General features: G+C 31.9%; 28 protein-coding genes. 7 read left to right on the top strand and 21 right to left on the bottom strand.

Annotated features, from left to right (window positions below; all coding sequences use genetic code 11):
• Positions 1-18: 18 nt before the first annotated feature.
• The 9 genes from SHI72_RS13355 to SHI72_RS13315 form a co-directional block, all read right to left on the bottom strand.
• The gene (locus SHI72_RS13355; RefSeq protein WP_323490245.1) at positions 19-177 is read right to left on the bottom strand and encodes a hypothetical protein; all 159 of its coding nucleotides are present in this window, start codon (positions 175-177) and stop codon (positions 19-21) included.
• 39 nt (positions 178-216) lie between these two features.
• Positions 217-375, bottom strand: a complete 159-nt coding sequence (locus SHI72_RS13350; RefSeq protein WP_165572105.1) for a hypothetical protein — start codon at positions 373-375, stop codon at positions 217-219.
• Between the two features lie 89 nt (positions 376-464).
• Positions 465-626, bottom strand: a complete 162-nt coding sequence (locus tag SHI72_RS13345; protein WP_165572104.1) for a hypothetical protein — start codon at positions 624-626, stop codon at positions 465-467.
• 51 nt (positions 627-677) lie between these two features.
• The gene (locus SHI72_RS13340) at positions 678-824 is read right to left on the bottom strand and encodes a hypothetical protein (protein ID WP_165572284.1); all 147 of its coding nucleotides are present in this window, start codon (positions 822-824) and stop codon (positions 678-680) included.
• A gap of 195 nt (positions 825-1,019) precedes the next feature.
• Entirely contained in the window at positions 1,020-1,208 is a 189-nt protein-coding gene (locus SHI72_RS13335) for a hypothetical protein (RefSeq protein WP_086895271.1), read from the bottom strand.
• A gap of 54 nt (positions 1,209-1,262) precedes the next feature.
• Positions 1,263-1,433, bottom strand: coding sequence for a hypothetical protein (locus SHI72_RS13330; protein ID WP_165572103.1), 171 nt, complete (start codon positions 1,431-1,433; stop codon positions 1,263-1,265).
• A 605-nt stretch (positions 1,434-2,038) separates the two neighbouring features.
• Positions 2,039-2,242 carry a hypothetical protein gene (locus tag SHI72_RS13325; protein ID WP_035621991.1) on the bottom strand — a complete coding sequence of 68 codons (204 nt, stop codon included), beginning with the start codon at positions 2,240-2,242 and terminating at the stop codon, positions 2,039-2,041.
• 122 nt (positions 2,243-2,364) lie between these two features.
• Entirely contained in the window at positions 2,365-2,553 is a 189-nt protein-coding gene (locus tag SHI72_RS13320; protein WP_086895272.1) for a hypothetical protein, read from the bottom strand.
• Between the two features lie 608 nt (positions 2,554-3,161).
• On the bottom strand, positions 3,162-4,727 hold the full coding sequence (locus tag SHI72_RS13315; RefSeq protein WP_086895274.1) for a vitamin K epoxide reductase family protein: 1,566 nt from the start codon (positions 4,725-4,727) through the stop codon (positions 3,162-3,164).
• A gap of 252 nt (positions 4,728-4,979) precedes the next feature.
• On the opposite strand from SHI72_RS13315, the gene SHI72_RS13310 reads away from it, so the two are divergent.
• Complete coding sequence (locus SHI72_RS13310; RefSeq protein ID WP_165763218.1) at positions 4,980-5,150, top strand: hypothetical protein; 171 nt, start codon at positions 4,980-4,982, stop codon at positions 5,148-5,150.
• 34 nt (positions 5,151-5,184) lie between these two features.
• Here the strand turns inward: SHI72_RS13310 and SHI72_RS13305 are convergent, their stop codons facing one another.
• On the bottom strand, positions 5,185-6,942 hold the full coding sequence (locus SHI72_RS13305; protein ID WP_323490244.1) for a helix-turn-helix domain-containing protein: 1,758 nt from the start codon (positions 6,940-6,942) through the stop codon (positions 5,185-5,187).
• 196 nt (positions 6,943-7,138) lie between these two features.
• Between SHI72_RS13305 and SHI72_RS13300 the strand changes: the two genes are divergently transcribed.
• The 3 genes from SHI72_RS13300 to SHI72_RS13290 all read left to right on the top strand — a co-directional run bounded on the left by SHI72_RS13300 (position 7,139) and on the right by SHI72_RS13290 (position 9,996).
• A complete protein-coding gene (locus tag SHI72_RS13300; RefSeq protein ID WP_039113784.1) occupies positions 7,139-8,317 on the top strand; it encodes an acyl-CoA dehydrogenase family protein in 1,179 nt (392 codons plus the stop codon).
• Positions 8,318-8,404: 87 nt separating this feature from the next.
• Positions 8,405-9,187 (top strand): DUF3050 domain-containing protein, encoded by a 783-nt coding sequence (locus SHI72_RS13295; RefSeq protein WP_323490243.1) that lies wholly within the window; start codon positions 8,405-8,407, stop codon positions 9,185-9,187.
• 65 nt (positions 9,188-9,252) lie between these two features.
• Positions 9,253-9,996, top strand: a complete 744-nt coding sequence (locus SHI72_RS13290; RefSeq protein ID WP_323490242.1) for an SGNH/GDSL hydrolase family protein — start codon at positions 9,253-9,255, stop codon at positions 9,994-9,996.
• Between the two features lie 37 nt (positions 9,997-10,033).
• On the opposite strand, the gene SHI72_RS13285 is transcribed toward SHI72_RS13290, so the two are convergent.
• From SHI72_RS13285 to SHI72_RS13270, 4 genes are all read right to left on the bottom strand, one after another.
• Positions 10,034-10,351, bottom strand: a complete 318-nt coding sequence (locus SHI72_RS13285) for a 2Fe-2S iron-sulfur cluster-binding protein (protein ID WP_039116982.1) — start codon at positions 10,349-10,351, stop codon at positions 10,034-10,036.
• A 71-nt stretch (positions 10,352-10,422) separates the two neighbouring features.
• Positions 10,423-10,896: a hypothetical protein gene (locus SHI72_RS13280; protein WP_039113778.1), complete on the bottom strand. Its 474-nt coding sequence runs from the start codon at positions 10,894-10,896 to the stop codon at positions 10,423-10,425.
• A 314-nt stretch (positions 10,897-11,210) separates the two neighbouring features.
• A complete protein-coding gene (locus SHI72_RS13275) occupies positions 11,211-11,450 on the bottom strand; it encodes a NifU family protein (protein WP_039113776.1) in 240 nt (79 codons plus the stop codon).
• A 175-nt stretch (positions 11,451-11,625) separates the two neighbouring features.
• Positions 11,626-12,756 carry an Mrp/NBP35 family ATP-binding protein gene (locus tag SHI72_RS13270; protein ID WP_039113774.1) on the bottom strand — a complete coding sequence of 377 codons (1,131 nt, stop codon included), beginning with the start codon at positions 12,754-12,756 and terminating at the stop codon, positions 11,626-11,628.
• A 426-nt stretch (positions 12,757-13,182) separates the two neighbouring features.
• Between SHI72_RS13270 and SHI72_RS13265 the strand changes: the two genes are divergently transcribed.
• On the top strand, positions 13,183-14,790 hold the full coding sequence (locus SHI72_RS13265) for a L,D-transpeptidase family protein (protein WP_323490241.1): 1,608 nt from the start codon (positions 13,183-13,185) through the stop codon (positions 14,788-14,790).
• An 89-nt stretch (positions 14,791-14,879) separates the two neighbouring features.
• On the opposite strand, the gene SHI72_RS13260 is transcribed toward SHI72_RS13265, so the two are convergent.
• From SHI72_RS13260 to SHI72_RS13250, 3 genes are all read right to left on the bottom strand, one after another.
• Positions 14,880-17,309, bottom strand: a complete 2,430-nt coding sequence (locus SHI72_RS13260; RefSeq protein ID WP_323490240.1) for an ABC transporter permease — start codon at positions 17,307-17,309, stop codon at positions 14,880-14,882.
• Positions 17,310-17,429: 120 nt separating this feature from the next.
• Complete coding sequence (locus SHI72_RS13255) at positions 17,430-18,131, bottom strand: ABC transporter ATP-binding protein (RefSeq protein WP_323490239.1); 702 nt, start codon at positions 18,129-18,131, stop codon at positions 17,430-17,432.
• A gap of 142 nt (positions 18,132-18,273) precedes the next feature.
• Positions 18,274-19,518 carry an efflux RND transporter periplasmic adaptor subunit gene (locus tag SHI72_RS13250; protein WP_323490238.1) on the bottom strand — a complete coding sequence of 415 codons (1,245 nt, stop codon included), beginning with the start codon at positions 19,516-19,518 and terminating at the stop codon, positions 18,274-18,276.
• Positions 19,519-19,677: 159 nt separating this feature from the next.
• On the opposite strand from SHI72_RS13250, the gene SHI72_RS13245 reads away from it, so the two are divergent.
• Both SHI72_RS13245 and SHI72_RS13240 read left to right on the top strand, forming a co-directional pair.
• Positions 19,678-21,027 (top strand): sigma-54 dependent transcriptional regulator, encoded by a 1,350-nt coding sequence (locus tag SHI72_RS13245; RefSeq protein ID WP_323490237.1) that lies wholly within the window; start codon positions 19,678-19,680, stop codon positions 21,025-21,027.
• Positions 21,027-22,352: a HAMP domain-containing sensor histidine kinase gene (locus SHI72_RS13240; protein WP_323490236.1), complete on the top strand. Its 1,326-nt coding sequence runs from the start codon at positions 21,027-21,029 to the stop codon at positions 22,350-22,352. Before SHI72_RS13245 ends, SHI72_RS13240 begins: the two co-directional genes overlap by 1 nt.
• A 170-nt stretch (positions 22,353-22,522) precedes the next feature.
• Here SHI72_RS13240 and SHI72_RS13235 read toward each other — a convergent pair whose 3' ends face one another.
• The 4 genes from SHI72_RS13235 to SHI72_RS13220 all read right to left on the bottom strand — a co-directional run bounded on the left by SHI72_RS13235 (position 22,523) and on the right by SHI72_RS13220 (position 26,008).
• Complete coding sequence (locus SHI72_RS13235; protein WP_323490235.1) at positions 22,523-22,849, bottom strand: MGMT family protein; 327 nt, start codon at positions 22,847-22,849, stop codon at positions 22,523-22,525.
• A gap of 21 nt (positions 22,850-22,870) precedes the next feature.
• Positions 22,871-23,506, bottom strand: a complete 636-nt coding sequence (locus SHI72_RS13230) for a LysE family transporter (protein WP_039116988.1) — start codon at positions 23,504-23,506, stop codon at positions 22,871-22,873.
• 52 nt (positions 23,507-23,558) lie between these two features.
• Positions 23,559-24,236 carry a tRNA (guanosine(46)-N7)-methyltransferase TrmB gene (gene trmB, locus SHI72_RS13225; RefSeq protein ID WP_039113764.1) on the bottom strand — a complete coding sequence of 226 codons (678 nt, stop codon included), beginning with the start codon at positions 24,234-24,236 and terminating at the stop codon, positions 23,559-23,561.
• A 404-nt stretch (positions 24,237-24,640) separates the two neighbouring features.
• Entirely contained in the window at positions 24,641-26,008 is a 1,368-nt protein-coding gene (locus tag SHI72_RS13220) for an ammonium transporter (RefSeq protein ID WP_323490234.1), read from the bottom strand.
• Positions 26,009-26,223 lie beyond the last annotated feature (215 nt).

Raw genomic sequence — 26,223 nt, 5'->3', positions numbered from 1 at the left:
GTGATTAAATAAATTTAATTAGCAAGGCATACAACGCCATACCCATTTTCCATTTTCTAATAAACGTTCCGCACAGAAACCTTCGTCACAAAGTGGTGCACCACCTCCTGTAATTGATTTTTGCTCATTTTTAGTTATTTTCTGAGCACCTTCCAAGTTTAAAATGTTTTTTAACATGATATTATATTTTAAATTAAAATGATTAAATAAATTTAATTAGCATGGTAAACAATCCCATACCCATTTTCCATCTTCCAATGAACGTCTTGCACAAAAACCTGCTTCACAATATGGAGCACTACCAGCACTAATCTTTTTTTGCTCATTTTTTTCAATTTTCTGAGCACCTTCTAGATTTAAAATGTTTTTTAACATGATATATGGATTAAAAATTAAAAAATACCCCAGTCATCTTATGATTCTCGGGGCTCAATACTACTAATTTGTCAATTGAGCAAAATCAATTAACTACTATAACATTGAAGCGGAATATTTGCTTTAAAAACACATATACATCCTACTTCTGGACAACAAAGAATAACACAGTCGCCTCCTCCATTAATACTTTTTTGCTCGCTATTAGTTAGTTTTTGAGCACCTTCTAATTTTAAAATGTTCTTTAACATAATTTGGTTTTTTGAATTTGTTAATATTATTAATTGATAGAAATCAATTAACTATAGCATACAAGCTGTTCCTTTAGGAACACATGAACATCCTGTATCTGGACAACAAAGGATAACACATGCACCACCATTAATACTTTTTTGCTCGCTATTAGTTAATTTTTGAGCTCCTTCTAATTTTAAAATTGATTTTAACATAATATGGTTTTTTGAATTTGTTAATACCCCAATCATTTAAAGACACTTGGGATTTATGTCTAAACCATGAAATTGTATTATAAAACTTGAGCTAAGAATTCTTCTTATGCAACATACATGAAGAGTATCTACATACAATCTTGATTAAAAAACAAAACAGCTTAAGACAATTTTGTATCTAATTTTAATAAGGAATTAACCTTGATAGCAACAACCTCCTGAAGAAATAGGATACAATACAGGACATGGCTTACCACCTTTAAATATGGCTTCTCCACTGGCGATAGCATTAGCACACTCTTCAGTAATACCTCCATTAATACTTTTTTGCTCATTATTTGTCAATTCTTGAGCACCTTCTAATTTTAAAATATTTTTTAACATAATTGATATTTTTAAAATTTAATTATTACATTGGATATCAGTCCAAAATTTTAATTATACTGGTCTGCAATCTCCATCATTACCACTTGCAACATCTCTACCAACGCATACTGTATTACGAGGACAATACCCATCTGCACTACAACGTAATCCTCCCTTAACAACTTTTTGCTCATTTTTAGACAATTCTTGAGCACCTTCCAGGTTTAAAATCTTCTTTAACATAATATGGTTTTTTGAATTTGTTACTACTTCAATCATTTTAAGACACTCGAAGTTTTATGTCCAAACTATTATCTAAGTCAGCATACATGGTGTCCCTGCTGGAGCACATGCACATATACCATCAGGGCAGCAAATAAGGATATCAATACCATTACATACTATCCCTGATCCGTTAATAGATTTTTGTTCTTTATTTGTAAGTTGCTGAGCGCCTTCTAATTTTAAAATATTCTTTAACATAATATGGTTTTTTGATTTTGTTACTACTTCAAAATTTTTAAGACACTTGAAGTTTGTGTCTATATTTTAGAGCATTTCTACTTCTTAATCCTATTAAGCCATTAACACATTAGCACTCTACATAACTAGATGGTCTACAGATACCTGAAAACCTACAATCTGTCACACATATACTAGTCCCTGGACAATATCCATCGACACCACAGGCTAACCCGCCTTTAATGATTTTTTGCTCACTTCTGGTTAATTGCTGAGCACCTTCAAGTTTTAAAATATTCTTTAACATAATTGGGGAATTTTAAATTTTGTTAATACTTCAATCATTTTAAGACACTCGAAGTTTTATGTCTAATTACTTAACAGAATTAAATACATTGATCAGATACTTTTCTGCAAGGTCCACCTTCATAATATTGACATGTTCCATTCGGGCAAAATCTACCTTCAGGTGGAATCCAAGATCCTTTAATTTCTTTTTGCTGTTTTTTTGTCAACTCTTCTGCGCCTTTTAGGCTTAAAATGCTTTTTAACATAATACGGTTTTTTGAATTTGTTAATACTTCAATCATTTTAAGACACTTGAAGCTTATGTCTATTCATACTAAAAATCGATTTTAAACTTGAGCTTCGATTTTTATATACTTTTATTTTATTAATTAGGTAAAGTCCTAAATGAGTTTACGGTTTTGTTTTAATCTGCAAAACAACAACCACCTCCGGCTAAAGGATATTGTGGAGGGCACGGAGCCGATCCTTTTAATATTGCGTATCCAGCAGCCAATGCTTTAGCACAAACTTCGGTAACACCACCATTAATACTTTTTTGCTCTTTTTGCGTTAACACTTGAGCACCTTCTAATTTTAAAATTTTACTTAACATAATATGGTTTTTTGGTTTTATTAATCTTAAATTGAGCTATTAGTAAACTAACACTCAATGTAACTGTTTGGCCTACAAATCTCATCAAACCTACAATCAGATACACATTTACTTCCTGTTGGACACCATCCACCTTGATCACAAGCTCTTCCACCTTGGATAGTTTTTTGCTCACTTCTTGTTAATTCCTGAGCACCTTCTAGCTTTAAAATTTTCTTTAACATAATTGGGAAATTTTAATTTGGTTATTACTCCAATCATTTTAAGACACTTGAAGCTTATGTCTATAGATTTAAAGACAACAAAATCTTACTATTCTCAAATTAATATATTAGCAAAGCTTCTCAACGTAACTATTCGGTCTACACACGCCTACTGGCTTACAATCGAACACACATTTAGTGCTACCTGAACATACGCCAGTAGGACTACATTCAATATTAATTCCTCCATCAATAGTTTTTTGCTCGCTTCTTGTTAATTCCTGAGCACCTTCAAGCTTTAAAATTTTCTTTAACATAATTGGGGAATTTTAAATTGGTTATTACTCCAATCATTTTAAGACACTTGAAGCTTATGTCTACTCTTGCAAGAATTTTATAAATACTTTACATATAGACAAGAGAATCCCTCTCTAACGTTTCGTTGCTTTCTAAAATATCATTAATAAAATATTTTAGTTCGCTTAATTCGTACTCGGTAGGATACAGCTTATTGTTAACAATTTTAACTGGTGTGTAATTAAATCCGTTTTGTGAGCACCAATCATATTGCTGCTGAATTTGTAAATTAACTTTCATAGAAATAGAATCAACTTTCCATTTTTCCTGCCATACTTCTAATGTCATTTTTTTAATATGCCAGTCAGATATTGCTTCTACAATGTTTTCAGGATTAGTATCATTAATCATCAACATTCTTTCTACGACAATTTTATAAGGGTTTTGATTGTTATCTGGATTGATATTGAACAATACATTCAAAGATATTTTTTCGGGAAATTTCCAAACTAACTCAAATGCTTCCTCAAATGCTTTATGACAATGTCCACAACTTGGGCTTATGATAATAGAAAGCTTGACAGCAGCAGCAGTATTTCCAAAATGCAATCCTGCCAATTTATCAAACCCTTCTTGTGCAGTAACATCCTTAGATAAGAATTCAAAAAGAGTATAGTTTCTTCTGAACTTGGTTAAGTTCTTCACAGAACTTTCTGCTTTTAATTTATCCTCAATAACTGGTTTTATAGTAAACCATAACGAAGAAATAAGAATCAAAGAGAATAAATACTGAAAAAGGCTAGCCAACGTAATGCTTAACTTTAATTCAGATTCAAAAGCCCAACCTATTCCTTGAACTATCATTAAAAAAGAAATAACCAAACACAATACACACCATTTTTTTATCTGGAATTTCTGAACCCAGATAGAATAGGCAATGATTGGTATAGCTGCCAGACTAAGCAATCCTACAAGATTAGAATTTGCTGGTCCTATTAACATTGCCAGAACTGCTGTAACAAAGAAGATTAATGGTAAATCCGAAAAACCAAACCACTTATTAACATCTACATTATCTGATTTAATAACTGATTCGCATGAAGTATTTGGATTGATATTACAAAACTTAGACACCATTTGGTTATCTATACCTAACTTTTCCTGAATTATGAAAACACTTACTATTAATCCCAATAAAGAGGTGACTAAAAAAGCATAATCGAATATCTTATAATCGTTATAAAAACTAGATAAGACAATTAGCGCCAAAAACAAAATACCATACTTAAGCCATTTTGGATTTTCACTCAAAACTTCTTCTTCCTGAGCTTCATTAGGCTCTATTGCAAGTACAACCCCACTCCAGTCTTTGGAGAAATCATCAACTGATAAAGTAACCTTTTTACTTTTTTCAGTCTCAATTGTAATTGAAGATTCTGTTTTTTGAACCAAAACTAAATCCTGATTATAAATTGCCAGGAAAGATTCAGGCAATTCAGCCAATTGTTCTTTTGGGACTTTTATTACAATATTCTCTATTGATAATGTATTCAATGAATCTGTAATAGCAAATAGACTTGGATAATTAGGATGAGAAAGGAATAACTCTTCGAACTCCTTTTTAGCATTTAAATAATTGTTTAAGTCAAGGTACTTGTTAACTAATTTAATCATAGGGACAATCTTAATTATTATGGAAAGGATTATCACAAATATTGACAATCTTTCACATAAAAAAAGTTAATTTTTTGGATTTTTAAAAAAAATGAATATATAATTTATAAATAGTTTAGCTCTTTTTTATATTGCAAAGCATTATTTATCAACTGATTAAAAAAAACAACCAGTAAAAATATATTTCAAAATCACAATCCAAATTATCGGTATTCCTTTTCTATAATTTTGGCATTCTAACAAATACAACTTATGAAAAAGACCTCGTTAACGCTCGAAGATTTTAAAAAAAATGAGCTCCCGAAAAAACAATACAAAATGATCATGGGAGGAGATGAACCAATAATAGATCCTAATACAGATCCTAAAATTATAGCAAATATTATCCCGCCAGGAACAGTGAGGCCACCTGGTCAGACTTAGTAGAGAAATAAAATTAGAAACTACAGCTTTACCCTCAGAATTCTGTAGTTTCTAATTTTTTAGTAAACTGAGTTGGAGTTACTCCTGTTCTTTTGCTAAAGGATTTTGTAAAAGAAACAGCATTTTTAAAACCCACACTCTCGGCAAGTGCCTGAGTTGAGTACTTACGATATTTTGAATTCGTTATTAATTCGTTAATCACGTAATTAATCTTTAATTCATTAGAGTATTCGCTAAAAGTTTTACCAAATCTCTTATTTACAACATAAGATAAATAACTGGTATTTGTTTTAATTTTCTTAGCTACAGATTGTTGAGTGAAATCTGAATTTAGATAGTAATGCTTCTTTTCTAATTGCTTTAATTTTTCGAATATTTCTTCTTCCTTCTCTAAATCTAAATTCATTTTAACAGCCATTTTAGGCACACTGTCTACTACAACCACTTCTTCATTTACTGTTTCTGGAATTGCATTGTTTAACGCTAATCTTTGTTTATACTCTTCAATTAAAGTATTCACTTTCTTATCCGTTTCTCTTTTTTTCTTAATGCTTTTTACATACAAAACAACCAAAACCACAACCAGCCCAACAAGAATAAAAATCATCAAATTCCAAAATCTAATTTTATTCTGATTTTTAGACTGAAGGTCTTCCATCTCTTTTTTGACATTCACATTACCCAATCGAAAATTAACTTCTAAAGCTTCATTATCAATTTTTGACTGAATTGTCTCGAACTTATCAAAGTATTTCTCAGAATATTTTAATGCCTCTTGAGGTTCATTTTTGATGGTATAAATCTTGGCTAAATAATAATTAGAGTTAATATAATACAGATCATCAACCTTGGTAATGTTATATATAGAATCTACTTTTTTAAAAAAATACAATGACTTATCATATTCTTTCGTTTTAAAGAACAAACTTCCCAAATTATAACTAGCAGAAAATAACTCGGGAAGCAATTTATTTTCTTCACTAAACAACAAAACATCATAATATATTTTTTCGGCATTAGCCAAATCATTCTTCATATAATAAATATTCCCTAGACTCATTTTAGAGTTTAGTTTTGTATTTAAATAATTATTAGAATATAAAATTGCTTTTGTATAGTAGTGTTTTGCAGAATCTAAAAGTTTAGGATTAGAATAGTTTTTCCCGTAAGCTTTCTCAAAAGCTCTTCCTAAATTAAAATTAATATTACTCTTATAATTGGTAAATTTCTCTTCAGAAAACGAGTATTTTATTCTATCCGTTATTTTATTTGACTCTTGCAGAGATAAAATTGCTGATTTATAATTACCTACTTCTATATTAATTAAAGAAATATTCATATAGAATTTCACCATTCTAATCTGGTCATTCTCCTTCTTAACAATGGTTAATCCTTTTTCGAATTTATCGAAAGCTGCAGTTAGATTATTTTTTCTCCAATCGATAAGTCCACCATAATTTAACAGATCTGCATGTAGTATTCTTTTTTCTTTTGAATTTTTTACTTTCTCTAAAAAACTAAAAGCCTGATCATAAAACATTTTTGCTTTAATACTATCATCTTTAAGCTGATATAAATATGCTTTTGCACCGCAAGCAAACGTCTTATGCAAATAATCTCTCGATTGCTCCATTTTGTTTACAAAAATAAAAGCGCTATCTACATTAGAATTTGTACACACTCTTATTTTATCTTGTAATAGAACATACTCTTTATCGCTTAATTGCGAATTTTTCTGAGAGAAAACAGTACTTGCAATAAAAAAAAATAGGAGGCATTTAACAAATTTCATTAACGATATAGTTTTGAATTATCCCAAATTTAGTTCATTAATACCAATAAGCAAACAATAATTTGCAATAGAAATCTTAACATTATCACAATTTAATTCTGATTATTATTTTTAAATCAATAAAAATTATAACAATTTACTTTTGTTTTGTTATATCTATATTGTGTAAATTTGTTCTAGAAAAAAAACATAAATTATGAAACCAGACCTATTTCAAGCACCAGATTATTATAACCTAGACGACTTATTAAGCGACGAGCACAAACTCGTTAGAGATTCTGCCCGAGCATGGGTAAAAAGAGAAGTTTCTCCTATTATTGAAGAGTATGCTCAAAAAGCAGAATTCCCAAAACAAATCATAAAAGGCTTAGGAGAAATAGGTGGTTTTGGCCCTTATATACCTGTTGAATACGGCGGAGCTGGATTAGATCAAATTTCTTACGGTTTAATCATGCAAGAAATCGAACGTGGAGATTCAGGAGTTCGCTCTACATCATCTGTTCAATCTTCATTAGTAATGTACCCAATATGGAAATACGGAAATGAAGAGCAAAGAATGAAATATTTACCTAAACTTGCTACTGGTGAATTTATCGGATGTTTCGGTTTAACGGAACCAAATCATGGTTCTGACCCAGGTAGTATGATTACCAACTTTAAAGACATGGGAGATCATTACTTATTGAATGGAGCAAAAATGTGGATTTCGAATGCGCCATTTGCTGACATTGCAGTAGTTTGGGCTAAAAATGAAGAAGGAAGAATACACGGTTTAATCGTAGAGCGCGGTATGGAAGGCTTTACAACTCCAGAAACTCATAATAAATGGTCGCTTCGTGCATCATCTACAGGAGAATTGATTTTTGATAATGTAAAAATTCCTAAAGAAAATTTATTACCTAACAAATCTGGATTAGGAGCACCACTTGGTTGTTTAGATTCTGCTCGTTACGGAATCGCTTGGGGCGCAATTGGCGCTGCAATGGATTGTTACGATACAGCTTTAAGATATGCAAAAGAGAGAATTCAGTTTGACAAACCTATTGCAGGAACTCAATTACAACAAAAAAAATTGGCCGAAATGATTACCGAAATCACCAAAGCACAATTATTAACTTGGCGTTTAGGAGTTTTAAGAAACGAAGGAAGAGCAACAACTGCTCAAATTTCGATGGCAAAAAGAAACAATGTCGATATGGCAATCAACATTGCTCGTGAAGCCAGACAAATATTAGGCGGAATGGGAATTACTGGTGAATACTCTATCATGCGCCACATGATGAACCTTGAAAGTGTAATCACTTACGAAGGAACTCACGATATTCATTTACTAATTACAGGAATGGATATTACTGGAATTCCAGCTTTTAAATAGAAATCATCTATTAAAATATTTATAAAAACGATTTAAAAGCTTCTTGTTACCAAGAAGCTTTTTTATATTTGCAAAAAAAATACCACCATGAATATTGAAACTATAAACAATAGCATTCAACCTCAGAAAGATCTTTTATTACAACACCCCCTATATAAAAAAATCCAAAACATCGATGATTTACATTGCTTCCTGGAAAGCCATGTTTACGCCGTTTGGGATTTTATGTCTTTACTAAAAGCTTTACAAGCAAAACTTACCTGTACAACTACACCGTGGTTTGCTAGTAAAAACCCAGAGACTAGATATTTAATTAACGAAATTGTACTAGCCGAAGAAACGGACTTAAGTATTGATGGTCGTCGCCAAAGCCATTACGAAATGTATCTTGAGGCAATGGAAGATTGTGGAGCAAGCACAAAAAACATTCAAGGTTTTTTAAACGAAGTAAACTCTTTACAAAACATTTTTGTTGCAATAAAACAAAGCCAATTACACCCAAACATTAAAGCTTTTCTGGATTTTACTTTTAGAGTAATCGAAGAAGGAAAACCACATGAAATTGCAGCAGCTTTTACTTTTGGAAGAGAAGATTTGATTCCGAATATGTTTACTGCGATATTGAAAAATTTTCAAGAAAACTTACCTGATACAGATTTAAGCAAACTTATATATTATTTTGAACGTCATATAGAACTAGATGCAGATGAGCATGGTCCTATGGCAATGAAAATGATTACCGATTTATGCGAAGACGACGCACAAAAATGGTCTGATGTTCAAGAAATTTCCATTCTGGCTTTAGAAAAAAGAATTGGATTATGGGATGCTATCGAAGAAGAAATCAGCATAAAAATAGAAATGGCATAAAAACCAATATTCTATTTTTAACGTAAGTATTATTAGGGAGATTACTAATGCCTTAATTATATATTATGAAACGTAAATTCAAAATAATACTTACATTTTTATTCGCAATTTCTACGATTAGTTGTAGTTCGGAAAACGAAACAAATGCACCAACTAAAACTATTGTTCCCCCAGTTACAATTACTCCTCCTCTTACTGCAAAAACGATAAACTACCTAGCTCTTGGCGATAGTTACACTATTGGACAAAGCGTATGTGAAACTTGCCGTTTTCCAGAGCAATTAAGACGCAACTTATCTAGCACCTATCCTGCAACCTCATTTTCGCTAAAAATCATCGCAAAAACAGGCTGGACAACATCTAACCTATTGTCAGCGATAAAAGCCGAAAATCCAGATTCTAATTATGACTTAGTGACATTGCTAATAGGAGTCAATAATCAATTTCAGAACGCATCTTTCACCTTATACGAAAATGAATTCCCGCAATTGGTAAACAATGCAATTTCTTTAGCAAAAGGAAAAAAATCAAATGTTATTGTAGTTTCCATACCAGACTATGCTTATACTCCTTTTGGTCAATCGGCCGTATACAATAGCAAAACAATTTCATCAGAGATAGATAAATACAATGCTTTTGCAGAAAACTATTGCAAAGCAAATAATATCGAATTTATTACAATAACCGATATCACACGACAAGGATTATCGAATCCGAGTTTGGTTGCACAAGACGGATTACATCCGTCAGAATCAGCATATTCTTTATTTGTACAGCGTATTTTACCAAAAGTGAAGTTTCAAGAATAAAAAAAAGCGAGAAAAATTTCTCGCTTTATACTTTATATTAATATTCTGGAGCTAATTCCAGTTCCAAACCTTCTAAACCTTCTGTGATAGGAATCTGACATCCTAAACGACTATTAGACTTAACATAAAACGCCTCCGAAAGCATTGCTTCTTCTTCGTCTCCCATTTCTGGTAACTCAACATCATTTAGCACGTAACACTGACAAGAAGCACACATTGCCATTCCGCCACAAGTTCCTTCTACAGGAAGCTCATAAGCTTTACACAACTCCATTACATTCATTGCCATATCAGTTGGAGCTTGTAGTTCATGAACAACTCCCTCTCTATCTTTAATCTTTATTAATACATCCATTTTTAACTTATCGGAATTTTGATTATTAACGCATTTTCAGATAGCAAAAATACATTATCTTTTACAAAATACTAATTGCTAGGTTTAAAACTAAATGCATATTCTTTTAAATTATCCTTTAAGTGCATTTTTAAGCCTATAATATTTCCTTTATCTAATATAGTAACTACTGCAATAACTGAATAATAATCATTCCCATTCTGAAAGATTAATGTTCCTTCATAAGTTGAATTCACAATACCTTGCTTATCTGTAGTAGTTTTAATTTTTCTTGGATGGGAAAACTCAGCAGTTGCGTAACTTTGTCTGTTTGAAAATTTGGCTCTTCCTTCTGAAAAATCATACAAAAAATCATAATTTGCAATTCTCAGACTTCCCTCTTCAGGTGTCGGTGAAATAATAATCTGACCTGTAAATTTAAAATCTGACCATTCTTCGAATTCATTCACCCATGCTTTATCAACATATAGATTATCTGTAGCCTGCTGACCATAGGTGGCAGAAGTAAAAAGCAGCAAAACAATTAGCTTGTAAAAATTATTCATAAATGTAAGGTTTGAGGTTATATGGCAAATTTAAGTTAAATTTATATTAAATACCATTGCAAAACCCCTAATTCTTAACACTTTTTTTTGTCAAAATTACTTTATTAAGTTATTTTTCTGAATATTTGCTAATTTTAACACTATTTTCTTATTAATAAATTTAAATTCAAAAACAAAACAAGCGCATTTTTAACAATACAACATTCAGCATCTAAATTATCTAAACAAATACTAAAAAATTTTAATTAGCATTAGTAATAATTTCGTTTAATTCACAAAAAACAAATATTTTTCACCATAGCAAATCGCTATAATTACATAATATTAACCACAGTTTCGATCTGCGGTGCAAACTTTTTAATTGTAGTTTCAACTCCTGCTTTAAGCGTCATTTGATTTACACTACAACTTGTACACGCTCCTTCAAGGCGAACCTTAACGTGTTTATCATCTTCTATAGAAACTAATGTTATATCACCTCCGTCTGAATTCAGAAACGGTCTGATTTCATCTAGCGCTTTTAAAACATTGCTTGTTAATTCTTCTGTTGTCATAATTTTTATATTCAATTAGAGAATGTGTCGATTAGAGAATGTGTCAATTAAATAATTAGATAATTAAAGACTGTACAGATTGAAGCATAAATGCTTCGTTTTTACACAAACTACAATTATCTAATTATCTAATTTCCTAATTATCTAATTTGAATCATTATCTCAATTATCTAATTTATTTTTTCTTTACTGCAGAACATCCTGCCATTGTTGTAATTTTTATTGCTTCGGTAGCAGGCAAACTTTCGTTACGACTTACTACTTCCTGTACTACGTTTCTAGTGATTTCTTCAAAAACAGTTTCGATTGCCGATGCTGTTTGCAAAGCTGCCGGACGACCATAATCTCCTGCTTCACGAATAGACTGTACAATTGGAACTTCTCCTAAAAACGGAACTCCTAAATCTTCAGCTAAGTTCTTAGCACCTTCTTTTCCAAAGATATAATATTTATTATCAGGCAATTCTTCAGGTGTAAAGTACGCCATATTTTCTATAATTCCTAAAACTGGTACATTGATGTTATCTTGCATAAACATCGAAACCCCTTTTTTAGCATCAGCTAAAGCTACTGCTTGTGGAGTACTTACTACAACTGCTCCAGTAATAGGAAGTGACTGCATGATTGAAAGATGAATATCTCCTGTTCCTGGAGGTAAATCAATTAACATAAAATCTAATTCTCCCCAATCAGCATCAAAAATCATTTGATTCAAAGCTTTAGAAGCCATTGGTCCTCTCCAGATTACTGCCTGACTTGGCGCTGTAAAAAATCCTATAGAAAGTATTTTAACTTCATAACTTTCAATAGGTTTCATTTTTGACTTTCCGTCAACTAATATCGAAACAGGCTTTTCTGCTTCTACATCAAACATAATTGGCATAGATGGCCCATAAATATCGGCATCTAAAACTCCAACTGCAAAACCCATTTTAGCTAATGTTACGGCTAAGTTTGCTGTAACAGTCGATTTACCAACTCCTCCTTTTCCAGAAGCTACAGCAATAATATTTTTAATTCCTGGAATTGCACGACCTTTAATTTCGTTTTTCTCCGGAGTTTCAACTTTAATGTTTACTTTAATTTTAGCTTCAGGAGAAACTAACTCAAGTATTGTTTTTTTAATATCGTCTTCAGCACGTTTTTTTATGTGCATTGCAGGAGTATGTAAAACTAAATCTACAACAACTTCATCACCAAAAGTAATAACGTTTGCTACTGCTCCACTTTCAACCATATTCTTACCTTCACCAGCTATAGTAATCGTTTCTAAAGCTTTAAGGATTTCTTTTCTGTCTAATTTCATTTTAACTTTACTATTTTCTATTGACAATAATCGCTTCAAAAACTATATTAATTTAAACCGATTTTAGATTACAAAGATAACTGATTAAGTTAAGATTCAAACTCTTTTAAATTGTATTTATTGATATTGAGATTACTCAAAATGATTCTAACTGTTAACATTCGCTTTTTAGACACAAAAACACAAACAATATTTTTGTCCCGATTACAATCTTAAAATACTTTTTCAATTAAAATATACGAGTTTTGAGATGTTTTTTTTAGGATAATACACTATAAGTATCAATAATACTAACTATATTTGAGTACCTCAAACTTATACTTCCTCCTACGCAAATAGAACTTAAAAACTTGGTTTTAAGAAAATTATAAATATTTTTTATATGTTTTTGAATCGAATTCTATTTTTAAATCTAAATCTAAAAATATGCGGAATTTTACTTTATCATCTGTAATCATTGTTGTTAGTTTTTTATTGGTTTCTTTTAAATCTTCATCTAAAGAAATCGATGCAAAAAACAAAACAATCGCTTTAGAGAGCGTTTTTGTATCCGAAACCTCTATTGCTCCTGAGTTAATTAATGAGTTTTACAAAAAATATCCAAAATTAAAAAAATACCAAAATGATGTTTTAGATCTTTATAAAAAGAAAGAATATAACTCAATTTGGTATGATGACAAGAACATTACAGAATTTGGATTTTTATTGTATCATAAAGTACAATTATTAAATGACCGTGATGGCATCAAAGCTACAATGCCTTATATGGATTTGGTAAATGATGTTTTTAATGAAAATGTATCCAATAAACTACCTCAGATAGACACTGAACTTTTATTATCTAATATGTATGTGTTTTATGCAAGCAATGTGTATTCTGGTGTTGACCCTGCAACTTTAAAAAAGATAGGTTGGTTCCTACCAGCCAAAAGTGTTTCGTACACAAAAATACTAGATTCTCTAATGGTTGATCCTGGCCGATTAAACAAAGACGAGAACCTTTTATTTGCACAATATTACAAGCTTAAGGTGGTTTTAAAAAAATACCGAACAATCGAAAAAAACAATTTATGGAAAAAAATAGATATTGATAGTGCCAATTTCAAAGATATAAGACCGCTTGATAGTGGTACTGTTATAAAACAGATCAGAGAGCGCTTATTTGTAGTTGGAGATTTAGCGCAAAATTCTAATAGAGAAGTCTATGATCAAGAGATGATGGACGCCGTTTTAAAGTATAAAAAAAGATATGGTCTTAAATTAAACTATGCTTTGACTCTAGAGCATATCAATCAAATGAATGAGCCTATTGCTAAAAGAATCAAAACCATAATGCTAAACATGGAACGTTGTCGATGGATCCCTACAGATTTAGTACAGGCAAGTGAATACATAATGGTGAATATCCCATCTTTCAAACTAGTTTATGTTAAAAATGGTAAATACGAATTAGTATCAGATGTTTTTGTGGGAACACGTATGACCGAAACAGTAATTTTTAGTGGTAATATGGACAGAATTGTATTTAGCCCATACTGGTATGTTCCGCAGAGCATCATTAAAAACGAATTAAAATCTGAAATAGCCAGGGATAAAAACTATTTGGCTGATCATAATATGGAATGGAACGGAGGCAATGTAAGACAAAAACCCGGACCTCAAAACTCTCTAGGATTAGTTAAGTTTATGTTCCCAAACCCCAATGATATCTATTTGCACGATACTCCAGCCAAAAGTTTGTTTGAATTTGAAAAACGTACTTTTAGTCACGGCTGTATAAACGTAAAAGAAGCTAAAGGGCTGGCACTTGCAATTTTAAAAGATGACCCTGACTGGCCAGTTGACAAAATAGACAAAGCAATGAGTGGTGAAAAAGAAACGCCTTGTAAATTAAAAACCAAAATCCCAATCTATATTGGCTATTTTACCGCTTGGGTAAACGAAGATGGAGAGATTGGTTTTTATCCAGATGTATATGACAGAGATCAAAAACTAGATAAATTACTTTATTCAGATGCTATCGCTGAGCAATAAAAAAAGGTTCTATATAAAAAAGACCCGACTAGCTAATCGCTTGTCGGGTCTGGAACCAAAACTCAATTTTAATTAATTGCTCAGATTAATTATTCGTATTTAAGATATTTAAGAATATCGATTTTTGTTACTTGATATGCTTTTGCCAAAACAATTACCAAAGTTAAGAAAAGCAACACAAACAATGCAACAATAAATGGCAAGACTGGTACATCTATCCTAAAGGCAAAATTCTCCAGCCATTTGTTAAGCAAAATATAAGCTGGAAATATTCCGATTACAAAGCCTAGCAAACAAAATCCAACATATTGTTTCGACAATTCTTTAAGTAAAGCGTCTGTTTCTGCACCAAGTGTTTTTCTAATAGCAATTTCTTTTAATCTTCTTTCCATCGAAAATGATGCTAATGCAAACAATCCAAAAATAGCAATTACAATCACAACAATATTAAGTACAAAAAACAAATTCTTCTGTTTTACCTGTTCGCTATATGTTTTTGCAAAACTTTTATCTACAAATTCATAAGAAAAAGGAAAATCAGCATTGATGTTCTTTTTCCAATATGCTTCTAACTTCGGAATGGTTGTGGCAAGATCTTTAGGATTAACCTTTACAAATACATTATTAAAATTATTCCATTTCAATGTTTTAATACTAATAAAAATCATTGGTGGAACCTTGTTTTGTAATCCTGTAATATGAAAATCTTTTACTACACCTACAATTTTAAATTTCATATTCCCGTTTTCATTCCCCCAACCTGAACTGATTATCGTATTTATTGGATTTTTAAGATTTAACATCTTAGCACAAGTTTCATTTATCAACCAGTTACTTACCGTATCCGATGCATATTTAGGCGATAAATCACGCCCTTGAACAATTTTAATTTTCATCATTTCAAGAAAACCAAAATCCATATCAACATTACGAGGCTGTACAAAAACTCCTTTGTGTGTAAAGCCTGAACTAGAATTAGTCCCGTTACCAAAAGACCCCGCAAAAGTCGAAACATTCTGAACGCCTTCTATTTTTAGTAATTCTTGTTTTGTTGTAAAATACTTTTCTAATCTTTTTTCACGATTTTTATGATTAAAAGAAATCTTAAGAACCTGATCTCCGCTAAAACCTAAGTCTTTATTCATCATGTAATTCACCTGAGAATACACAATCAACGCACCAATGATAAAGAATGCTGCAATGGTGAACTGAAAAATCAACATCGAATTTCGTATCCAGATTCCGCTTTTACTTCGCGAAAAATTCCCCTTTAAAACCTTCAGCGTTTCAAAATTGGCGATATAAACTGCAGGAAATATTCCGGCAAGAACAATTACAATAACAAAAATAATAATGATTTGTAGGTAAAACTCAGTCCCATTCATAGTTAAGTTTTTATCTAAAAACTCATTATAAAAAGGCAAAGAAAGCTCTACGATTGCCAATGCAAAAAGAATAGCCAGAATAACAATTATTGCCGTTTCTAATATAAACTGAGACACAATTTGCGATTTATTGGCACCTACAATCTTACGCACACCAACTTCTTTAGCTCTCTTAATTGCCGATGCTGTTGCCAGATTAATGTAGTTCACCAAAGACAAAGCAAGAATAAGAATAGATAATCCTACCATAATGTACAACAACTGTAAATTTCCTTTTCCTTCAGGATAACTACTTCCTGCGGTGGATTTTGTACCATGAAGTCGCCCTAATTTTAACTGATCTAAGATAACTTCCGTTTCTCCATTTTCTTTAATGTACTCTTCAACAGTTTGCCCACTTCCTTTAGCATCTTTCAGCGTTCTATTTACAAAATTCACATTTTGCATTTTCTTTAAAACACTTGCTGCGTCTGCTCCTTTTTTTAGTTTTACAAACAATCCATAATTAAAGTTCCCCCAACTACCCTCATCATTTTCCTTTAAAAGTCCGCCAAACACATAATTAGGCTCAATAGACGATGGCTTGATAACTTTATAAACCGCTTTAATGATATACGATTTATCATCATTTGTAATGGTTTTACCAATAGGATCTTCATTTTTAAAAATCTTTTTAGCTTCATCTTCAGATATGGCTGCACTATTTTTCTCTTTCAGAATATCTTTTTTAGCTCCTTTAATAATTGGAAATGGAAAGGATTCAAAAAAATCACCATCGGCAACTAATATTTTTTTACCAATCCATTTTTGACCATCAGACTTAATTACATCATCATAATACCAACTATCAATATAACAGATAGATTCTATTTCAGGAATTGTAGCTTTACATGTCTTTGCAAAAGGAATAGAACTCGAAGCCCAGATATCTCCTGTTGCACCTATTTTATTAAGAACCTGATATACATTCTCTTTTTCGGGATTCCACTGATCATAAGAGTTCTCATTGTTCCAATATAAAATCGCAAAAATAACACCTGCAATTCCTATGCTTAATCCTAAAACATTTAAAAACGAAAACAGTTTGTTTTGCTTTAAATGGTAAATAAATATTTTTATCCAGTTAAGTATCATTATCTTAATTTTTTAATTATAATTTGGTTTGGTTAGTTTGTACTTTACTTTATAAAAACAGTGTTTTACAAAACTCTACTATCTCTATAATTACTATTGTTATCAAATTTATCATGATTCCTATACTTTAAAAACATCTACATTTCTTTGATTTAATCTTTCCGAAAAAATTACCCCATCTTTCATATGGATTGTTCTTTGCGAAAAAGAAGCGTCGTAATCCGAATGCGTTACCATAAGTATCGTTGCACCTTTGGCATGCAAATCGGTTAAAAGTTCCATAACCTCATTTCCGTTTTTACTATCTAAATTTCCAGTTGGCTCATCGGCCAAAATAATTTTTGGATCATTAACCAACGCTCTTGCTACGGCAACACGTTGTTGTTGTCCTCCAGAAAGCTGTTGCGGAAAATGTTTTAATCGATGAGAAATGTTAAGCTTTTCGGCAATTGCCTCCACTTTCTGCTTTCTATCAGATGCTTTTACATTATTATAAATTAATGGCAACTCTATATTATCATAAACAGAAAGCTCATCGATAAGATTGAAATTTTGAAAAATAAAACCGATATTTTCTTTACGAACATTCGCTCTGCCTTTTTCCTTAAGACCAATCATTTCGTTATCCAGTAATTTATAACTCCCACCACTGGCGCTATCTAAAAGTCCGATTATATTAAGCAAAGTAGATTTACCACAACCAGAAGGCCCCATTATAGTTAAAAAATCTCCTTTTTTTATTTTCAAATTAATACCACTTAATGCTGCAGTTTCTACTTCTTCTGTTCTAAAAACTCTAGTTAAATCTTGTATTGTTATCATATTTTTAAATATTAATTGTGTTGTTGATTGTGATTTTTTGATTGATGATTTTTTGATTGATGATTGAAACATTATTCTTTTGTGAAATGTGAATTGTAAAACGTAAACTAAAAACTGTTACTATTACTGTTACTGAACACTATTACTTACTGCTAATCGACAATTCCTCTACATCTTTATAATCTAAATAAGAGGATGTTATTACCGATTCTCCTTCTTTTAATCCTCCAAGAACCTCATAATATGCAGGATTTTCTCTTCCCAGTTTAATTACTCTTTTCTCGGCTTTATTTCCGTTTACAACAAAAATCCATTTTCCTGCTGTTTCCTGATTAAAGGCTCCTTTAGATAAAACAAGAATTTTATTTCTCTCGGATAAAATTAATTTCACACCAAAACTTAATCCGTCTTGCAAGACTATTTTTTCTTTTGGATCAAAATTCAATTCGATAGAAAAACGCCCTCCCTTAACTTCAGGAATTACTTTGGTTACAACTACCTCAAGTATTTTACCTTGATATTCGATTTCTCCTTTTAAACCTTCACGCATTTTCTCCAAATAAAACTCATCTACCTCGGCCATTAATTTATAACCTTGTTTAGAATCTATTCTTCCTATGCTTTCTCCAGCCTGAAAATTCTTTCCTAAAACCGGTTGAAAAGAAGTAAGTCTTCCAGATTCTGGCGCAGTAATCAAAAAGTTTTTCTTGTTGTTTCTCAAAATATCCAAACTCATTTCCATAGTCTGAATCGAACGATTAATTTGCGAAATCTGCAATTGATTAGTTTGCTTTTCCTTTTGAATACTTTGCTGAATGGTTTTTCTTCGTTCGTCCTGAAAACGTAATCCTTCTTTAAATGTATTCCAATCATTCTTAGAGATTACATCTTTCTCATATAATTTCGAGTTCATATCATACAAACGCTTTGCGTCATTATAATCATGCTCTATTAAAACTAAATCTTTAGTTAGGTTCAACTCCTGATTTCTAATATTTAGTTTACCTGTATTTAGGTTATTTATTTGCTCGATAATAGCCGTTTCCTGTGTAAGGTAATTAAGTTCCGTATTTGGATTATATAATCTTGCCAAAGGTTGACCTTTAACAACTGTAGCTCCGTTCTCAACAAAAATCTCTTTAACCGAACCTCCTTCGGTCACGTTTACTAACATCACATTCAAAGGTTCTACTTTGGCCTGAAAAACCATAAAATCTTCAAAAAAAGCCATCTCGACTTTCTTAACGATTAATTCGTCTCCCTTTACATTCAGACTTCTTTTTTTATTGAAAGAAAAAAATACTACAATTGCCAAAGCTAAAAAAGCCACGATTCCTATTGTCAGATACCTAATTTTTTTACTTTTACGAGGAATTACTTTATCCATGAGTTCTAATAATTTACTGATTACCAATAGGTAAATATTGTGCCAAAAGAATTATAATTCGTAAAGCATTGATTTATATAGCAGTTTCAAAACCACCAAAAAAAAGTAGTGTTCGATAATGAACAGTTGACCGTTCACAATCGAACAAAAAAACATCTCATGCGAAAAAAACAAGCCAATATACTAGTTGTCGACGATCAGGAAGAAATTCTTTTTTCGGTAAAAATGATTCTGAAAAAGCATTTCGAATCCATTTTTACCACAAACGACCCAAAAAAAATCATCTCACTTTTATCCGAAAGTCCGATTGATGTTGTTTTATTGGACATGAATTATCGCATTGGTTTTGAAGATGGACGCGAAGGGATTCATTGGCTCAAAGAAATCAAAACATTATCTCCACAAACGATAGTTATTTTGATGACTGCTTTTGGCAAAATAGAAACTGCTGTAGAAGGTATAAAAATTGGTGCTTTTGATTATGTTTTAAAACCTTGGAACAACGAAAAACTACTTGCTACAATAGACAATGCAGTTGAAGAAAGCAGAAAAAAATCTAAAAAAGTAATAACAAAACCCGAAGAAAAGAAATATTTTACAGGAACATCTGCCAAAATAAAACAAGCTTATTCTATTGCCGATAAAGTTGCTAAAACTGATGCCAACGTACTTATTTTGGGAGAAAACGGAACCGGTAAATTTGTTTTCGCACAACACATACATCAAAATTCGCAACGAAAAGACAAACCTTTTGTACATGTAGATTTAGGTTCTTTGAGCGATAATTTATTCGAAAGTGAATTATTTGGCTATGCCAAAGGTGCATTTACCGATGCTAAAACGGATACTCCCGGACGATTTGAAGCCGCTGCTAACGGAACTATTTTTCTAGATGAAATCGGAAATATTCCGTTGCATTTACAAGCAAAACTATTACATGTTTTGCAAACAAAATCGGTAACACGCTTAGGCGAAAGCAAAGCAAGACCTCTGAACGTAAGAATAATTGCGGCAACAAATAGCGATATAAAAGCCGAAGTAAAAAACAAGACATTCCGAGAAGATTTGCTATACCGAATCAATACTATGGAAATTACTTTGCCATCTTTACGAGAACGAAAAGACGATATTGTACCAATGGCTGAGTTTCTCCTTAACGAAATTGGAGAAAAATACAATCAAACCGATTTAATTTTTGATAGTAATGTTGCCAAACATCTAGAGAAATATCCTTGGAATGGTAACGTTCGTGAAATGGAAAACAAAATCGAAAGAGCTTTAATTCTATCCGAAAACAACACCATTACAGTAACTGATCTTGATATCCTAGATTTTGAAGATTTTCAGGTTAATGACGAAAATCCATTATCAGAGATAGAAAAGAGCGCCGTAGAGAAATCTTTACTTAAAAACAACGGAAACATCAGCAAAACAGCCGAAGAATTAGGATTATCAAGAGCTTCTTTATACAGAAGAATTGAAAAATACGGTTTAAAAAATATCGAATAATGAAAAACTGGAAATTTTATAACGCCTTATTTTTACGTGTTTTTATTGTCATACTAATTCTTTTTTCTTCATTATATCTTGCGCAAAAGGGATTATACTATAATAGCATTTTAGTAGCTGCTGTAGTTATTATTGCTTTGGCTGAAATGTATTTTTTCTTCAAAAGTAAAATGAGTTTTTACGACAAAACCATTCTTTCTATTCTTCAAAATGATTACTCAACCAACTTTCCTGAAGAACAAAGAAAAGGCAGTTTTAAAAATCTCTCGCTTTTGTATGATACATTAAAAGAAAAGCAACAAGAACAAACATCCAAAGAGTTAATTTATCGCTCTATTTTAAACAATATCGACACTGCTATTTTAATTCTGGAAAAAGACAATGACAATTGGAATATATTCCTAATGAACAATTGTTTCTCTAGCACATTTGCGGTTCCTAAAGTAAGCCATTGGAATTATCTTAAAAATTACCTTCCGTCACTTTGCAAAGAAATCGAGAACACCCAATTTAGCGAATTAAAAACGGCTATTGATGTCAAAATCGAGCAACAGGATTTACAAACTTTCATGCTTCAGACTTCATTAACAAAATCATTAAACAAAGAATATTTCATCATTTTATTAGATAGTATTCAGCGTGTAATTGATAAAAAAGAAAAAGAAGCCTGGATTACTTTAATGAAAATAATTTCGCATGAGCTGATGAATTCGTTGACGCCAATTCGTTCGCTTTCGCAAAATTTACTTCAGATAATAGATCAGGAAAAATTAGAAGAAGATGATTTTGATGATATAAAAAGTAGCATTTCGACTATTATAAACCGAAGCGACCATTTGCAAATTTTTGTAGAAAACTACCGAAAACTAGCCATGCTTCCTACTCCAGATAAAAAACCTGTATCAATTAATGCTCTTTTTGAAGATTGCTTAAAGATTATGACACCAATCTTAAAAGAACAAGGTATTGAACTAATAAACAACATTAATAGTTCGCGTTCTATCCTAATTGATAAAAGCCAAATAGAACAGGTTATCATCAACTTGATTACCAATAGTATTTTTGCATTGAAAGAAAAACTGGAAAAGAGAATATACTTATCGACTCTGACCGAAAACAATCGTTTTTTTATCACAATTTCTGATACAGGAAAAGGAATTGAACCTGAAATAAGAGATAAAATATTCCTTCCTTTTTTCACAACCCGAAAAGAAGGTGCGGGAATCGGGCTTACGCTTTCTAAGAATATTATCGAGGCTCACGGAGGTTATTTAAGCTACCAAACCGATGAAAACAGAACTAATTTTGTTATTTGCCTGATTTAAAAATCTTAAAACATATAAGTTATATAAGCACATATAACTTAACGCTTAAATGAACTTACATTACTTAAATGGTAATCTTTTTTTGAAATAGGTAAGCTATATAAGGGCATATAACATTAAAACTTAAATGAACTAATATTACTTATATGGTTAACTTTTTTTTTCAGAATCTAAAACTCAATTTCTGGTTGCCAAAAATGCTTTTCGAAATCTACAATCTGATTGTCTTTAACTTCTATTCCTTCGTTTTCAAGTAATTGTTGCATTAGGTTTGTACCGTCAAAATGGTGCTTACCACTAAGTAAACCTTTTCTATTTACCACACGATGCGCAGGAACATCATCCATATTATGGCACGCATTCATTGCCCAACCAACCATTCTTGCTGAACGTGCCGTACCCAATGCTTTTGCAATAGCGCCATACGAGGTAACTTTCCCGTACGGAATCTGTCTTGCAATCACATAAACCCTTTCGAAAAAATTATCTTCTGCCATGGCTTTATTTTCAAGTAAAAATTAAGCGAAATAATATCGTATGATATTAAAAAGTGTGATTATCGAAATTACTCCTGTAATACTTCCGATAATGATATTCATGTTCTTGAGTATGTAATCTGTTTTCTGTTCTATCTTCTGAAAAAAAGCGATATAACAGTAAAAAACTGTAAACGATCCCAAAACTGATCCTGTTACAAACACGGATATAAAATGGTTTTCGAATAAAAATAATTTATAAGAAGCCAGCGTAACACTGACAAAAACGTAATATGGGATTGGAAAAAAATTAAGTGCAGAAAGTAGCATTCCTAAAAAGAAACGGCTTTTCTTACTCTGATTTTTGATTTTATTTTTCTTCTTTTTAGGTTCTTTTGCAATCCACAGAAAGTAAACCGTTAAGACTGCAAAAATTCCAAAGCCAATTTCTCGCAATAAAATCACAACATCTGGTCGCTGATCAATAATCCTTGCCGATAAAATCGCCAAATATACCTGACAGAATATAATAAGTACTGCTCCGGCAACAAACCATAACGCATTCTTTTTCCCTTCTTTTAAGTTCACTTTGGCTGCCGTCATGTTGATTAATCCTGGCGGAATAATACCAATAAAAGCCGTAATAAAGCCTAAAAGCAAAGGAATAATAAATGTCATGCGCTGCGAATCATGTATTAAAGAATGGGGAAACTGGAATTAAAGAGAAAAACTACGCTTTAATTTTAAAACGAATATACGTAATTGCCTTATTAATTTCTAAATATTGTTTCTCGTAAAATGTCTGAAAAGCAGTAACCTCTTCTGGGCTTCCTTCATTTACATACACATTATGATTAGCATATAAAACCTCATGCCCTTCTCCGTGCAACAATCCTAGTGTATAACCGTGCATAAATTCGCTATCAGTCTTTAAGTTTACAACACCATCTTTCTTAAGGATTTTTTTATACAATTGTAAAAATTCCGAATTGGTCATACGGTGTTTAGTACGTTTGTATTTTATTTGCGGATCTGGAAAAGTAATCCAGATTTCATCTACTTCATTCTCAGCAAAAATATGGTTGATTAATTCGATTTGAGTACGAATAAAAGCAACATTATGTAAACCTGTTTCAACAGCAGTTTTAGCACCACGCCAAAAACGAGCCCCTTTAATATCGATTCCAATAAAGTTTTTATTTGGATATCTTTCAGCCAATCCTACAGAATACTCTCCTTTTCCACAACCTAGTTCAAGTACCAACGGATTATCATTCTTAAAGAAGTCTTTGTTCCATTTCCCTTTATGCGGAAATAAATCGCCTACAACTTCTTCTCTCGTTGGTTGAAAAACGTTATCAAATGTTTCGTTTTCCTTGAATCTCTTTAGTTTATTTTTACTTCCCACTTTTTTACAAATATTTCGGCAAAATTAAGGAATATATACGAATGAATGGCATCGGATTTCAAAAATGAAAAAAACCATCTCTAATAGCTTTTTTCTACCAAAATATTGAGTGTGGTTTTCTGTATAAAAGAGAACTAAACTTATCTCCCTATAGATTATTTTTTTGCCACAGATTACACAAATTAACACTAATTTTAAAGTTTTGTGTCCTTTGCGTAAATCCTTGCGACCTTTGCGGTTAATTTTTCTACCACAAATTACTCAAATTAACACAAATTTTAAAAGCTTCGTGCCCTTTGCGACCTTTGCGGTTAATCTTTCTACCACAAATTACTCAAATTAACACAAATTTTAAAAGCTTCGTGCCCTTTGCGGTTAAATCCGTGTTTCTTTTATAGCCAATTTTAATTAGCCGTTTTTATCTTAGGTTCTAGAGTTTCATCATGTTGAGATAAATCTAACCCAATGTATTCAGACTCCTCTGACACTCGCATTGGGATAATTACATTGGTAAGTTTAAATAAAAGATAAGCTCCGAAAAAAGTAAATATCGAAACCAAAACCAAAGCCATCATATGGTGTGCAAAAACCATCCATCCGCCATGAAGCAAACTCGCTTTATCGCCATGTGCAAATATTGCAGTAAGAATCATTCCCATAATTCCGCCAACTCCATGGCAGGCAAAAACATCTAAAGTATCATCGATTTTCTTTAGGAAATTAGCATTTACAACCATGTTCGAAACCAAAGCAGCACTAAACCCAAAGAACATACTTTCTGGTACAGACACAAATCCCGCAGCTGGCGTAATCGAAACCAATCCTACGACGGCACCGATACAAGCTCCTAAAGCAGAAACCTTACGTCCGTTGATTCTATCATAAAACACCCAAGTTAACATCGCTGCCGCAGATGCTGTCGTTGTAGTAGCAAAAGCCATCGCCGCAACACCATTGGCTGCCAAAGCCGAACCTGCGTTAAAGCCAAACCAACCAAACCATAACATTCCTGTTCCTAATAATACAAACGGAATATTGGTTGGTATATGTCGGCTATTTTTTCTTTTTCCTAAAACTAGTACTCCTGCCAGTGCTGCAAAACCTGCACTCATATGCACTACTGTTCCTCCTGCAAAATCCTTAACGCCAAAATAAGTTCCTAAAATTCCTGTAGGATACCAAACCGCGTGACATAAAGGCGCGTAGATAAATATCGTGAACAAACATATAAAAAGCAGGTAGGAAATAAATCGAACTCGTTCGGCAAATGAACCTGTAATTATCGCTGGCGCTATAACCGCAAACTTCATCTGGAATAATGCAAACAACATAAACGGAACTGTATTTGCTAATTGTTTGTGAGGCAAAACACCCACATAATCCATAAAAGCAAACGTAGTTGGATTACCTACGAAACTATAAAAATTCCCTCCCGAATGAATTCCTATTGGTTCACCAAAAGCAAGACTAAAACCAAGTACAACCCATAAAAGTGTTACTACACCAAGGCAGATAAAACTTTGGAGCATGGTCGAAATCACATTCTTTTTCCCAACCATTCCGCCATAAAAAAAGGAAAGACCTGGCGTCATAATCAGAACCAAGCAACAAGAAGTAAGCATCCAGGCAACATCGGCAGGAACAATTTGTTCTGTAGTTCCAAATTCCGAAAGAATATAATCTGTACTGTTAACAGCTGGCCAAAATGCACCCGTTATACACACAATACTTATAACAATAAAGGATATAATCCAGCGCTTTTCTATTTTCATTTTTAAAATACTTTACTTTAACCCTATTTTTATAGGGGTCAAAGTTATAAAAAAATGAATCTTTTAATTTTCAAGGGGTGAAAAAATAGCACTTAACATTGCATTATCATCGATATTGCATTTTTCGATACTTTTTTTTGAGAGTATACCATTTTGAGGTTCCAATTAAGTTATGAATTTGCCAATTATATTATAACGAAATTGAAACCTCAACT

The sequence above is a fragment of the Flavobacterium sp. PL02 genome (genome assembly GCF_035013205.1).
In the GTDB taxonomy this organism is placed as follows: domain Bacteria; phylum Bacteroidota; class Bacteroidia; order Flavobacteriales; family Flavobacteriaceae; genus Flavobacterium.
Note: the sequence above shows the minus strand (reverse complement) of the source record. Positions and strands in the feature narration are given on the sequence as shown.